The sequence below is a fragment of the Tessaracoccus sp. OH4464_COT-324 genome, assembly GCF_003932855.1.
Classification (GTDB): Bacteria; Actinomycetota; Actinomycetes; order Propionibacteriales; family Propionibacteriaceae; genus Arachnia.
On sequence record NZ_RQYZ01000006.1, the window covers coordinates 118,769 to 132,121 of the forward strand.

9 protein-coding genes are annotated in these 13,353 nt (G+C 67.2%); 8 read left to right on the forward strand and 1 reads right to left on the reverse strand.

The features are described 5' to 3' along the window. The first annotated feature begins 108 nt into the window (after positions 1-108). The 5 genes from EII42_RS05530 (at position 109) to EII42_RS05550 (ending at position 6,353) form a co-directional block, all read left to right on the forward strand. Positions 109-3,306: a S41 family peptidase gene (locus EII42_RS05530; RefSeq protein WP_125171114.1), complete on the forward strand. Its 3,198-nt coding sequence runs from the start codon at positions 109-111 to the stop codon at positions 3,304-3,306. 84 nt (positions 3,307-3,390) lie between these two features. Then, positions 3,391-4,251 carry a YbaB/EbfC family nucleoid-associated protein gene (locus EII42_RS05535; protein WP_125171115.1) on the forward strand — a complete coding sequence of 287 codons (861 nt, stop codon included), beginning with the start codon at positions 3,391-3,393 and terminating at the stop codon, positions 4,249-4,251. Positions 4,252-4,282: 31 nt separating this feature from the next. After that, positions 4,283-4,591 (forward strand): hypothetical protein, encoded by a 309-nt coding sequence (locus EII42_RS05540; protein WP_125171116.1) that lies wholly within the window; start codon positions 4,283-4,285, stop codon positions 4,589-4,591. Further along, a complete protein-coding gene (locus EII42_RS05545) occupies positions 4,588-5,718 on the forward strand; it encodes a WXG100 family type VII secretion target (protein ID WP_125171117.1) in 1,131 nt (376 codons plus the stop codon). Before EII42_RS05540 ends, EII42_RS05545 begins: the two co-directional genes overlap by 4 nt. An 86-nt stretch (positions 5,719-5,804) precedes the next feature. Beyond that, a complete protein-coding gene (locus tag EII42_RS05550; RefSeq protein ID WP_125171118.1) occupies positions 5,805-6,353 on the forward strand; it encodes a hypothetical protein in 549 nt (182 codons plus the stop codon). 319 nt (positions 6,354-6,672) lie between these two features. Here EII42_RS05550 and valS read toward each other — a convergent pair whose 3' ends face one another. Further along, on the reverse strand, positions 6,673-9,243 hold the full coding sequence (gene valS, locus EII42_RS05555; protein ID WP_370318098.1) for a valine--tRNA ligase: 2,571 nt from the start codon (positions 9,241-9,243) through the stop codon (positions 6,673-6,675). Positions 9,244-9,416: 173 nt separating this feature from the next. Between valS and EII42_RS05560 the strand changes: the two genes are divergently transcribed. The 3 genes from EII42_RS05560 to EII42_RS05575 all read left to right on the forward strand — a co-directional run bounded on the left by EII42_RS05560 (position 9,417) and on the right by EII42_RS05575 (position 12,700). Beyond that, the gene (locus tag EII42_RS05560; protein ID WP_125171120.1) at positions 9,417-10,295 is read left to right on the forward strand and encodes a hypothetical protein; all 879 of its coding nucleotides are present in this window, start codon (positions 9,417-9,419) and stop codon (positions 10,293-10,295) included. A gap of 957 nt (positions 10,296-11,252) precedes the next feature. Next, positions 11,253-11,714, forward strand: coding sequence for a hypothetical protein (locus EII42_RS05570; RefSeq protein WP_125171121.1), 462 nt, complete (start codon positions 11,253-11,255; stop codon positions 11,712-11,714). Then, positions 11,714-12,700, forward strand: a complete 987-nt coding sequence (locus EII42_RS05575; protein ID WP_125171122.1) for a hypothetical protein — start codon at positions 11,714-11,716, stop codon at positions 12,698-12,700. The genes EII42_RS05570 and EII42_RS05575 overlap by 1 nt, the downstream gene beginning before the upstream one ends. The last annotated feature ends 653 nt before the right edge of the window (positions 12,701-13,353 follow it).

Consider the following 13,353-nt stretch of genomic DNA (forward strand, 5'->3'; position numbering starts at 1 on the left):
AGAGGCGGCTGGGCGCGCGGCGTGGTTTGCCGTCGCGGTGGTCGTGCTGCGCGCCGTGATTGATCGTGGGTCGAGGTTTTCGACGCCTAATGGCTAAGCTTTGGGATCATGACCCACGGCTACCGGCGCTATCCCCACCTCCACGGCAATACCGTAGTTTTTGTCGCCGACGATGATCTTTGGCTGGGCGAGACCAGCGGCGGTCAGGCGCACCGTTTGACCCGGGGCGAGGAGACGCCGCGCAGCCCACGCTTCTCGCCTGACGGCAAGCACATCGCCTACGTGGCTACCACGGGGGGTGGCCACGATCTCTACGTCACCGACGTCGATGGCAATTCGCGTCGGTTGACCTGGCTGAGTGCCACTCGGATGCATGTCTCCGGTTGGGTTGATTCCGACCATGTTCTGCTGGCCTCGGCGCATGAGACTGTTTCGCGGGGGCTCACCTACCTGTACTCGGTTTCGCTGGGGGGCTACGTGCGCAGGCTGGAGCTGGGCCTCGCGATGGACGCGGCCTTCGGGCGCAAGGGCACCGTCGTCGCGAGCCCAAACTTTCAAGGGCCGGAGAGCTGGAAACGCTACCGGGGCGGCATGGCCGTGCGGCTCTGGGTGTCCCCGGATGGCAAGGAAGACTGGCGGCGCATCTTGCCGCATGAGCCGGCCAGCCTGGCGGGGCCTCGCTGGTTCGGGGACCGGATCATCTTCACCTCCGACATTGGGGAGTCGGGGCGTTGCCAGGCTCAGCTGTGGAGCGTCACCGCAACCGGGCGTGACCTGAAGCAGCACACCTTCCACAGCGTCGAGCAGGGCTATGTTCGCGACGCCACCACCGACGGCAAGGGCATTGTCTACCATGCGCGCGGCGAACTGTACTACATGACCTCCCTGGAGGGACGCCCCGAGCTGCTGGACTTCCGCACCGCCGTCAGCCGGCCGCAGCCCGTCTTCCTTTCACCCCACGATCGCCTGGAGACGATGGCGCCGGACCACGGCGGCGACGGCTCGCTCGTGGAGTGGCGTGGGGCCGCGTACTTCCTCACCCACCGCTCCGGCCCCGCCCGGATGCTGGCGGATGCGCCCGGGGCGCGGATTCGTGAGCCGCGGCTGCTGGGCAGGTCGGGCAAGGCGATCTGGGCCACCGACCCGGACGGCGAGGACTGCCTGGAGATCAAGGCGGTCGACGGCGACGGCTCCGCGCGACGTCTGGCGCAGGGCAGGGTGGGGCGGGTGCTCGACCTGGCGTCGAACTCCGCGGGCAGCAAGGTGGCCATCGCGTCGCACGACGGCACCATATATCTGCTCGACGTGGCTCGGGGGTCGCTCAAGAAGATCGGCCGGTCGCCAGACGGTGAGGCGACCGGGTTCACGTTCTCGCCCGACGGCCGCTACCTGGTCTGGCGTGAGGCGATCGCCAACGAGGGCACACTCGGCCGGCTCGTCGGTTACGACGTGGCGGGGGATCGGCCCTTCACCCTGACCCGGGGGCAGTTTAACGACTACGCGCCCGCCTTCAGCTCCGACGGCAAGTTCCTCGCGTTCCTGTCGTCGCGCACTATCGACCCGAGCTACGACGAGCTGAACTTCGATCTGTCCTTCACCAACACGGTGCGCCCCTGGCTCGCCCCGCTGAGCGCGGAGGAGCCGTCTCCGTTCGGGGTGAGCGCCGATGGCTGGCAGATCAGCGAGGGCGACGACGGCTCGGGAGAGGAGGGCGCGGCCAAGTCCGGGGAGAAGACCGAGGAGGCCGTGACGTTGGACGCCGAGGGTTTCGAGGATCGCCTGGCGGTGTTTCCCGTTCCCAGCGGCCAGTACCGTGAGCTGATGGCTGTGCGCGACGGCGTGGTCTGGACCCGCTCCACCTCGGGCAGCGCTGTCCTGGGTGACGGGCGAGTCGGCACCGAGGAGGCCAAGGATTTGGCCGAGCACTTCTCGTTCAAGCAGCGCAAGGCGACGGTTGTCGTCGAAGCCTGCGACGCGGTGGCGGCCTCCGGCGACGGTGAGCGCCTCCTGGTGCGTTGCGGTGACGAGGCCTGGGTACAGTCGGCGGACGCCAAACCCGAGGACGAGGACCGGATCAATGTTGATCTGACGAGGCTCCGGCGCGAGATCGACCCGGCCGAGGAGTGGCGCCAGATGTTTGACGAGACGACGCGGCTCATGGGCAGCCACTTCTGGCGTGAGGATATGGACGGTGTTGACTGGCTCGGGGTTGTGGAGCGTTACCGACGGCTCCTGCCGCGGCTGGCCACCCACGACGATCTGGTGGATCTGCTGTGGGAGACCATCGGCGAGCTGAATACCTCGCACGCCTACGTGAAACCTGTCGGCGACGTGGACGCGCCCCGGGTTGGCTGGCTGGGGGCAGAGTTCACGCGCAACTCGAAGCGGGAGCTGGTCATCCAGCGGATTCTGCCCGGTGAGTCGTCCGACCCGCACGCCCGCTCCCCGTTGCGCGCGGCGGGGGTAGGTGCGGCCCCAGGGGATGTGATCCTGGCCATTGACGGCCGGCCCACCAGCGAGGCGCCGCACGTCGGGGCACTGCTGCTGGGCTCGGCGGAGAAGGTGGTGGAGCTTACCTTGGCGCGTGGCCGCATGAAGCGGCGCGTGGCGGTCGTGCCGGTGGCTTCGGAGGTGCCGCTGCGCTACCACGAGTGGGTGCGCAGCAACGTCACCTACGTCGACCGGGCGTCGCGTGGGCGGCTCGGCTACGTCCACGTGCCGGATATGGTGGCCACCGGGTGGGCCGAGTTTCATCGGCTCATCGGCGAGGCCACCCAGCGCGACGGGGTGATCGTCGACGTGCGGTTTAACAACGGCGGCCACACGTCGGAGTTGGTGATCGAGCGGCTGATGCGCAAGGTGATCGCCTTCACTGGCGGACGCCACCTGGAGGTGGGCACTTACCCGAGGCAGGGCATGCGCGGCCCGGTGGTGTTCGTGACGAACTCGTTCGCGGGCTCCGACGGCGACATCGTGTGCCTGGCGGCCCAGGAGTATGGGATTGGGCCGGTGGTGGGCGAACGCAGTTGGGGCGGGGTCATTGGTATCGACGGCCGGTTCCAGCTCGTGGACGGCACCGAGGTCACCCAGCCAAGGTACTGGATCCAGTTCGAAAAGTCGGGCATGCGGGTGGAGAACCACGGCGTGGATCCCGATGTCGTCGTCGAGATGACGCCGGCGGACTGGGAGTCGAGCAAGGATCCGCAGCTCGACGCGGCCATCGCGCAGGCACTCGACCGGCTGCGGCGCACCCCGGCGTTGGCGCCGCGCAGCCTGGGCGCGCCCCGCTTCGGGCCCCGGAGCTGAGGCCGGCGGGTCCGGCTTGGGAGCGTGCATTTTCGCGGTCGTTTACCCCGCCAGCTGCGCATAGGTCGGGTATAGACTCGCCGCATGTTCACGTTATCGGAAGACGATCCGCAGAAAATGCTTGACGCGCTAGCGCAGCTGGCGGGGGAACACTTCGAACTGGCCGAGCGGCAGCGGGCCGCGTTGGCGGCCGCGGAGGGCGTGGCGCGCTCCGGGCCGGTAGAGCTCGCGGTGGGACCCGACGGGAGCCTCAGCCGCGTCGAGATTGAGGGTGACGTCGACAGGTTGTCGCCGGCCATGCTGCGCAACTACCTGATGGAGGCCTACCGCGAGGCGGCCCAGCTGGCGAACCGCGCCTGCGCGGCCAGCGTGGTGGATCCTGGCGCTAGCGAGACCATCCGCCGGTCCATGCCGGAGGAGCTGGCGGAGGAAGACGGCGACGATTGCGCCGTGTTGCCGCCGGGGCCGGAGCGCAGCTACACCCTCGATGACCTGCCGGAGGATCCCGAGTTCGAGCGGCTGCTGACCCGGATGGACAGCTCAGATGCCCAGGAAGTGCTGGCCGAGTTGAAAGCCGCCGCAGGATTGGAAAACTTCGACTTCAACCGGCCGGCGGAACAGATCCAGGCCGAGATTATCGCCGACGCGCAGCGGCTGGCGCGCGGCGCCGAAGAGGTGGGCCCGGAGCTGCGCGCGCTGCGGGTCACCCACGACACCGAACACCTCACGGTGACGATCGGGGCCTGGGGACAGATACACGACCTCACGATTCGCCCTGCCGCGCTGCGGCTCGACGCCCAGCAACTGGCGGAGGCCATCGTCGCCGGGGTTCGCGAGGCGGAGGGGGTCGCGGCAAGGGAGGCAAGAGCGCTGCTGAGCGCGTCGGGCATCTACGACCCGCAGGATCCCTCGCTCGCTGTCCTTGAGGTCAGGGCAGCCCAGTAGGGAAGAGATAAGGGAAGGAAAACCACGAAATATGACTTCATTCAAAGTCAACCCCGAGGCACTCGATAGCGCCGGCGAAGGGTGCATCGCAGTGGGCGCGCAAGTTTCAGGCGTGGCGGGCCAGCTCAGCCAGCCGGACCCGCTGATGCTTGGCATGTTCTTGGCCCCTCTCATGGCGGGAGCCACCGCATTTACGAGCTATTCGCAGCAGCTGATCCGCGGCATCGGCCACGGTAACAAGGCTCTCGGTGAAAATCTCAAGGCCACGGCGAAGGCTTACCGTGACCACGAGGACCAGACGGTGCAACAGTGCACCCAGTTCGTGGGGAGCATCGGATGACTGAGGTAGCGGCGAATTATGGTCGAGGGGTTGGCAGCGCCTTCGGCCAAGAGTACACCGACGTGGCCAAGGCGTGGTCGGACGGCAAGTTCGGGGTGTCCGACCTGGCGGCGCCGGTGGGGGCGGGTCTCGACCTGCTAGGGGCCTTCCTGGACCCGGTCAGCTGGGTGGTAGGCAACCTGCTGGAGCCGATCTACAACTGGATCTTCGAGCGCTGCGAGCCCTGTAAGCGGGTGATCGAGTCCGTCACCGGCAGCCCGGACCAGGTGCGCAGCTGGGCTGAGCAGTTTCAGACTGCGGCCAAGGGGGTAGCGGAGTCTGCCAACCAGCTGCTGGAACAGGTGAACCGCGCACTCAGCGAGTGGGAAGGTCAGGCTCGCGACGCGTTCCGTCAGGTGGCCGAGCAGGCGGTGGAGATGCAGCGCAGCCAGGCCGACACCCTGCATAAGGCGTCCGAACTGGGCTACGGTCTTGCGGGCATCGTGTCCGTGTTCAAGGAAATCATCATCACCCTGATCAAGCAGCTGATCAACGACCTGGTCAGCAAGGGCATCATGGCCGCGCTGGCTGCGGTGCCCTCACTCGGTGCGGCGGTGGCCGCCTACATGGCGTGGGCAGCCGGAAAGTACGCGCTGGTGATGGGGCGGGTCGCGCGCTCGCTGCAGAAGCTGTTCAGCAAGGCGGCGGACCTGGTTGGGAAGGCCACGAAGTTCGGCAAGTTCTTGGAGAACATCGCTGAGCGGCTGGGCAGGCTCGCCGCGCACTTTGACGACATCAAGGCTCGGGCGGATTCGACGCGCTCCACCCTGGACAGGCGCAACCAGGCGCAGGAGCGGGCAGCGGAACGCCAGCGCAGGGCCGACCAGCACTATCAAAACGCGGAGCAGATGGACGGCCGGGCAAGGCGCACCGAGACGAGGAAGGGCGATACTCAGATCAGGCGGCGTGATCAGCAACTCGACCGGGCCAATCAGCTGGGCAAGGAATCGCTGGAACAGGCGGGTGGTATTGGCGCTAGTCCTTCCAAACCGTGGAACTACGTCCCACCGTTCGGCAAGTACGACGGAGGCCAGCGCCATGAGAATACAGGCAACCCGGCAGATGACATTGGGGAACTCGTCGAGTGAGTTCCGCCGAACACGCTCCGCGACCGGATTATTTCCGTCCACAGGCTCCGAAGAAAGGCGGGAAAGCTCCGTGGGGCGCCATCGCCGTGGTCGCATCCCTCGTGCTGTCCTGCGCGCTGGGCATATACACCTGCGGGGGCATTGCCAGGGCGCAGGGCGGGTTCTCGGCAGACGGCTGGCGCACGGGTACCGTCACAGTGGAAAGCTGCCGGGTGGACGGTTTGAGCCTGGGGCTGCGCTACGAATGCACGGGAGCTGTTTCATGGACTAGGCAGGAGAAACTCCCCGCGGGGCTGACCCTTCCGGAGCCGCCGTACACGGTCTACAGCCCCACCGAGCTCCAGCCCGGCAGCGTGGTGGCGGTCGAGGCCTTCCTGGTAGACCGGCAGCGGCTGGTCGGGAAGGGATCGAAGACCGTCGTCGAGGAGAATATCGTCACGGATGACCATCCCCGCGGTCAGGAGTTCTGGATGTGGTTCCAAATGCTGGGGCCAATCCTGTGGGCGATCCTGACCTTCGTGGTGCTGGGGGCTATCACTACGCTCGCGGGAAAGTTCAGGTACGGCGGATTCGGGAGGCGGTTTCGCCGGTTCCGTAGGGGCGCCGGCGACGCCCGTGGCGATACCAGCTATTGAGGCGGGGGAGGACCACCGGGCGGGGCGTAACTTGTGGAAGTTCACGGCCCGCGCCGGTGGCCTCTGTGTTGTGTTTTGACGCGCGGCTGAGCCTGCCCGTCGGGGCTTGGAGCCAACTTCGCCCGGTGCCGGAAGCCTCCGATCGAGCGGATTCACCTGCAGGCAACGCCCTCGCTCAGCGGTCGTAGGCCGACAGCGATCAACGACGGCGCAGCGCGCCCGTCGCCAAGCACCTGACAGCTGGCCCACCAACCTGACGACCATCCCCCGGGGGAGAGGCCGACGCGGCCGTCGGCCCCCGCCCCGTTTTACGCCGGGGCTATTCCTGGGCGAGTTCGACGTCCACCGTGAGCGGCGAGTCGCTCTCCACCCAGGCGAGCGTCGTGATGCGCCCAACCGCGCTGAGGTCGGATTCGATGGAACGCAGCCGCGCGAGCACGTCGGCGGTGCCCGAGAACGTTGCCTGGACCACCTCGGTGCGCATGGACACCTTGGCGGTGGATTTCGCGCCCCGGATCGCGATCAGGGCGGCCGCCACGTCGTCGAGGAGCGCGGGCTCGCCGTCCGGCAGCTCGCTGGCCTGGGGCCAGGCGGCACGGTGGATGGAGCCCGTGCGGAACCAGCTCCAGGTCTCCTCCGTCACATAGGGCAGGAAAGGCGCGAGCAGTCGCAGCTGCACGTCCAGGGCCAGCTGCAAGGCGGCCTTGGCGGAGTCAGCCTGCGCTCCCTCGGAGTAGGCCCGCTCCTTGACTAGCTCGACGTAGTCGTCGCAGAAGGACCAGAAGAACGTCTCGGCGGCTTCCAAGGCCGACGTGTAGTCGAATGCGTCGAAGGCCGCCGTGGCTGCTGTCACGACCTGCTTCAGGCTGGCCAACATCGCCAAGTCGAGCGGGTCGGTCACCTGGCTGAGCGTGAACTCGCCGGAGGCGCGGCCGAGCGCGAACTTGGAGGCGTTCAGCACCTTCATGGCGAGGCGACGCCCAACTTTCATCTGGGACTCGTCGAACGGCGAATCCAGGCCGGGGCGCGCCATCGCGGCTCGCCAGCGCACTGCGTCGGAGCCGAACTTATCCAGGATGTCGGTGGGCACCACCACGTTGCCCTTCGACTTCGACATCTTCTTGCGATCCGGGTCCACCACGAAGCCGGAGATTGTGGCCCGCCGCCAAGGGAGGCAGCCGTGCTCGAAGTTGGCGCGCACCACGCGGGAGAACAGCCAGGTGCGGATGATGTCGTGCGCTTGGGGCGCGATGTCCATCGGGAAGGTCAGGTTGAACAGCTCTTCGTCGCGTTCCCAGCCACACGCCAGCTGCGGGGTGAGCGACGACGTGGCCCACGTGTCCATCACGTCCGGATCGGCGACGAAGCCGCCCGCCTGGCCGCGCGCCGACTCGTCGAATCCTGCGGGTGGCTGGCTCATCGGGTCGACCGGCAGCTGATCCTCGGCGGGCACGATCGGGTGGTCGTAGTCGGGTTCCAGGTTCTCGTCGAGCGGGTACCACACCGGGAACGGCACGCCGAAGAAGCGCTGGCGGGAGATCAGCCAGTCGCCGTTCAGGCCCTCAACCCAGTTTTCGTAGCGGTGCCGCATGTGCTCGGGCACCCACTGCAACTCCTCGCCACGCGCCAGCAGCTGCTGCTTGAGGGCATCGTCGCGGCCGCCGTTGCCGATGTACCACTGGCGGGTGGCGACGATCTCCAGCGGCTTGTCGCCCTTCTCGTAGAAGTTCGTCTTGCGCATCGTCGGCTTCGGCTCGCCGTCCAAGGCGCCCAGCTCGCGCAGCAGCCCGACGGTGGCCTCGCGCGCGGAGAACGCGGTCTTGCCCGCGAGCAAGCGGTAGGGCTCGGTGTTGACGATCCACTCGGGCGTCTCGGCCGCGAATCGGCCGTCGCGGCCGATCACCGTTCGGGTGGGGAGCTGGAGTTCACGCCACCAGGTGACGTCGGTCAGGTCGCCGAACGTGCAGCACATGGCGATACCTGCGCCCTTATCTGGCTCCGCGTCCGGGTGGGCGAGCACCGGGATCTCGACGCCGAAGATCGGGGAGGTCACGGTGGTGCCGAACAGGTCCTGGTAGCGCTCGTCGTCGGGGTGCGCGATGAGTGCGCACACGCTGACCAGCAGCTCCGGGCGGGTGGTTTCGATGAAGATGGGGGATCCGTCGGGCCTCGTGAACGCCACCCGATGGTAGGCACCAGCGTAGTCGCGCGCCTCTAGCTCCGCCTGGGCGACCGCGGTCTGGAACGTGATGTCCCACAGGGTGGGCGCGTAGCTCAGGTAGGCTTCGCCGCGAGCGTAGTTGCGTAGGAATGCCTTCTGCGCGATCGCCTGCGTCTCGGAGCCGATCGTGGTGTACAGCAGACTCCAGTCGACCGAGAGCCCCAGCGTGCGCCATAGCGCCTCGAACACCTGCTCGTCGATCGCCGTCAACTCCTCGCACAATTCAATGAAGTTGCGCCTGGAAATGGGTAGTTGCCGCTTCGGATCAGGCTTGGCCGGCGGCGTGAACTCCGGGTCGTAGGGCAGCGCCGGGTCGCAGCGCACGCCGTAGTAATTCTGCACCCGGCGCTCGGTGGGCAGACCGTTGTCGTCCCACCCCATTGGGTAGAAGACTTCCTTGCCCCGCATCCGCTGGTAGCGGGCCACGAGGTCGGTGTGGGTGTAGCTGAATACGTGACCGACGTGCAGGCTTCCCGAGACGGTGGGCGGTGGGGTGTCGACGGAGAAGACATCCTCGCGGCGCTCGGGGCGGCGGAAGGCGTAGGTGCCTTCCTCAGCCCAGATCTTGCCCCACTTGGCCTCCAACCCTTCCAGGGTCGGCTTGTCGGGGATTCGGGAAAGCTGTTCGGTCATGCGGCTGATCTTAGTGCGAAATCCTGACGTGGCCATATCGTCCTGTGATCGTCCGGAGCGCGTCGGCGCACCTCGATTGGGTGGCGGAAGTGCGGCACAGGGGGCCGCGCACAGCGCAGGGTGTCGCCTCAGCGTCTTGAGACTGGCGTGGACGAATAATCCTGCCCAACTGGTGGTGCAATGACCCCGCGTCTTGAGAGAATACGTCCATGCAACACAGCTATTTCGATGACGAGTGGGACCCTACGGCCCCGGTGTTTTATTCGGACGAGGCCGATGAGGTCGAGGACGTGGGGGTGCCGGCGGCACCTGTTTGGACTGATGGGGATCGGCGGGAGGAGATGGAGCTTCGGGCCGAACTGGCGGCCGCGCGTAGCGCGCTGACCGGGCTCAGCGACTCCGCATACCTGGCCGAAACCATGGCGGCAGTGCAGCGGGTGCAGGAGACCTCGGCCAGGTTATCGGCGGTGGTTTCGCCGCCAGCGTTTGCTGGCGCCGATGGCGGGTTTGGCGCTGGGGGTGCCCCCGGTGGCGGGGGTGTGGTACGGGTATGGTTCGGCCCGGATCACCAGTTGACGAAGGTACGGATTAGCCCGGTGTGGTACACGAAGTTGCGTCCCGGGCAGACGTTGGCTCAGCTGTTCACCTTCGCTTTCAGACGCTATGCGCTGTCGCTTGCCGCCGCTCCGCTGCCAGCTGAGCGGCCCCGGCCGGCCGGCTTCGACCGGCCTGTGCCCGGGGTCTCGCTGGATCACTTGCTGATGGCTCTCGACCGGCAGGAGGCGTTGTATGACAGCGTCGTCAATCAGGCGGTAGAGGGCGCGGTGCCGGCTGCGCGGACGGTGGGACGTTTCGCCGGGGCTGAGGTGGAGTTGAGCGAGGCGGGGCTGCTGGATTTGGCCTGGTTCGATGAGGGCTGGCTGAATCGCACCCAGGTGGGCAAGGTACGCGACGCGGTGGTCGCGGCTGCGGCGGACGCGTTTTCCCGTTATGCTCCGGCGAGTCGGGCGTCGGAGGCGGCGGTAGCGGCTGCGCGTGAGCAGCATGAGGTGTTGCTGGCCGGGCTGAAGAGCTTTATCGGCTACTAGTCGTGGCTGGTCACGGCTGGCGTGTTTTTCAACAAGGAAATTAGGAATCGAGACAGAAAGGGTATGGGCTCGACCATGAGTGGTGGTAATTGGCCAGAGGATGAAAGATTGCGGGCGCCGGAGGCCGCGTTTTGGGGCATCAGCTTTGAGACGGATGATTTAGTTGATGTTTCAGATATTTCGGAGAAGACGCTCTCCCCAGGCGCGGCGGGCGCACCCGGCCAGGACAACGGCAAGGCCGGTGGCGGTGCCCCGCCGATGATGATGGGTCCCGGGATGGGCGGCGGCGTTCCGGGCGCGGCTTCGCAGGCTGCTGGCGGGGTCGCGCAGGCGTCCGCGCAGCAGACTGTGCAGGCGGTGGCGCGCACTGGACAGGTTGCGCCGCTGGGCACCCCGCTGAACCCCACCGTCCCCGCCGGCCCACTGCCCGGGGGAATGCCTTCGGGCTCACTACCTGGTGGGGCGCTGCCCGGAGGAACGCCTGGTTCGCTACCTGGGGGGTCTCTGCCCGGCCCGGCGCCTGGTGGGCTGGGTGCGGCTTCTGCCGGGGGTAGCAGGGGCTGGGGCTATGGAGATCCGATCCTGCCCGGCGATCCCCGCCACGACGGCAGCCTGGGGCCGATCTACCCGGGTGATCCCCGCTACCATGGCCTGATCAGCGGCTCGCCTCTCCCTCCGGGAAGCGGGTACCAACCCCAGCCCGGGTACCCTCGGCCTGGGTACCCGCAGCCAGACGAAGGCCACCTGCCGCCTGGCGGCGGCTATCCGCCCCCGGGGTATCCGCAACCCGGGTATCCGTCCCCGGGATATCCCCGGCCTGGTGGTGACGCGAGGCCTGGCTTCCCGCCGCCGGGTGGCGGGTTCACGCCCCAGCCTCCGGGCGCCGGCTGGCAACCCGCGCCTCCATCACCTGGTGGGGGGCGTGTCCCGCCCGGCGGTGGCGGACAGTCAGACCCTGTGCTAGCGCCGCCTGGCGGTGCTTGGCGGCCCGCGCCTACGCCGGACTACACCCCGCCTGCAGCGGCTGGCGGGCCAGGAGGGTTGCCCAGCCGCGCAGGCGGCGGGCCGGTGGCCTCCGGTGGGGGCGGCGCCTCGGGTGCGGCCGACGGCGGGGTCGGAGGCGACGGCGTGAGCTTTGAAGTGGATCCGGACAAGCTTCTTGAGATGTCGCGCGAGTGGGCGGCTACGTCGGACAGCGCGCAGCGCAGCCGCTCGACGATGCCGTCGCCTACCGACTTTGGGTTGATGCAGCCCATCGTGGGCTTTTTCGAGGCGGTTTCTGCTAGCGCGGCGGGCGGCTCCAGGGGAGCCTCCAGCGAGTTTGACGGTATCAGGGGAACGCTGCAGTCCTCTGCGCAGTCCTATCTGGACAACGAAAGCAATGCGGCGAGTAGCGCCAACGAGATTGGAGAGAAGTGATGGCTGGGCCGGAAAGGAGCGCCGACTGGGCGCTCGAACAGCTGAAGAATGTGCTGCGTGGCTTCACATCGGAGACGCCCGCCGCTACGGACGTTGGGGCGCGCGCCGCAGATCTTGCGACGGTGCTCAGCGCCGAGGCGAGTGAAGTGAAAGACGTGGCCGCGATGATGGCGCAGGTCAGCGACCTCAAGAAGCGGGTGTTGGCCCAGGACCACCGGAAGTCGCTGGACTGGCAGCAGGAGTTTCTGGCCCGGGCCTCGGACCCGGCGCAGGCGAAGGCGGATCTGGCGTGGCTGGCCGAGGCTAACAACCAAGCCATCCAGGATGCCGACGACGCGCTGCTGGGGCTGCAGAAGGCCAGCGACGCCATCGCCCAGCACCAGCACGTGCCGGCCCTGCTGAAGGCGGAGCAGGGGCAGTGGGCGAAGGCCCTGCGCATCGTCGCGGAGATCGACGAGTCGGCCGAGTCGCGGGAGCGGGTGGCGGGCTGGGTGGGCCGCGCCGCCGAGGACTACACCCAGATGGCGAAGGTGCAAAGCGAGGCCTGCCACGAGTGGCTGGGGCTGACCAAGGTGATGGTGGAGGCCTATCAGCTGGGGGTAGACGTGAATACCTCGATGGTGGCGGCGACGCACTCGATCCTGAGCCAGGTGATCCGGCTGCACCGGCTGGATGGGCAGAGCCCCGAGCGGGCGGAGTACTACATGTCCACCAGGCGGCTCACGCAGCTGATGAACGCCGCCTGCACCGAGATCGCGCAGATGAGCGCCCGGCTCAGCCAAACCCTGGAGCTGGTGTCCGCGGATCTGGAGGCCGTGCACAACGCCCTCGTGATCTTGAGCGGCGGCCGCTGGCCGCACGGCCGCGCGCTCGCCGGCCAGCCGGCCGGCAACATCCCCGACCTGCGCGAGCACGACCCGCAGCCGGCTAGCGCGCTCCCGAAGCCCACCGCGCGCGGCAACTTCCGGCCAGCGAGGGGCCGATGATGTCCCGGGCTGGCGTCGGCGCTGGTGGGCGTGGTGTGTGGTGGGTGGTGATTGGTGTGTTGTCGGTGGTGTTGGTGGGGTTGGTGGTGGTGTTGTGGTGGTCGGGTCCTCGTGGTGGGGGTGTGTCGGCTTCGGGTGAGTCTTCGTTGGTGGTGGGGTCTTCTGCTGTGGTTGAGTCTTCGTCGGTGGTGGGGTCTTCTGCTGCGGGGGGTGGGCCGTCGGTGGTGGTGAGTTCTTCGGGTGTGGGTGGGCCTAGTGCTAGTCGGTCGTTTGGGTTGGATTGGCGTAAGGCTGATTATTGGACTGGGGTGGTGCCGGCTGAGCGGTTGCCGCGGATGTTTGATGGGTTGGCTTTGGATGATTATAGGTTGCCTGAGCGGCTCGGTAGTTTCCCGTTGAATTTGCAGAAGAGTCGTATCTATATTTTCGTGCGAATGCGTATTATGGGTCGGGGGATAGGCATGATCCGGAGCTGATCTTGCGCATCAGTCGCGGGGCGGAGCCACATGATACCTTTAATCGTAATGTGGCTCGTTTCTCGGATGCGCATTATGTGGGGCGGTTGACTTGCGGTCATAACAGTATTAATGGGCAGTTCAGTTGTCTTGCTTATGCGGAGGATGCTTTCATTCAGTTGGAGGCTTATCAGGGTA

Coding starts and splice junctions, on each gene's coding strand:
- EII42_RS05530 (WP_125171114.1), top strand. CDS start 109: ATGACCCACGGCTACCGGCGCTATCCCCACCTCCACGGCAATACCGTA.
- EII42_RS05535 (WP_125171115.1), top strand. CDS start 3,391: ATGTTCACGTTATCGGAAGACGATCCGCAGAAAATGCTTGACGCGCTA.
- EII42_RS05540 (WP_125171116.1), top strand. CDS start 4,283: ATGACTTCATTCAAAGTCAACCCCGAGGCACTCGATAGCGCCGGCGAA.
- EII42_RS05545 (WP_125171117.1), top strand. CDS start 4,588: ATGACTGAGGTAGCGGCGAATTATGGTCGAGGGGTTGGCAGCGCCTTC.
- valS (WP_370318098.1), bottom strand. CDS start 9,243: ATGGCCACGTCAGGATTTCGCACTAAGATCAGCCGCATGACCGAACAG.
- EII42_RS05560 (WP_125171120.1), top strand. CDS start 9,417: ATGCAACACAGCTATTTCGATGACGAGTGGGACCCTACGGCCCCGGTG.
- EII42_RS05575 (WP_125171122.1), top strand. CDS start 11,714: ATGGCTGGGCCGGAAAGGAGCGCCGACTGGGCGCTCGAACAGCTGAAG.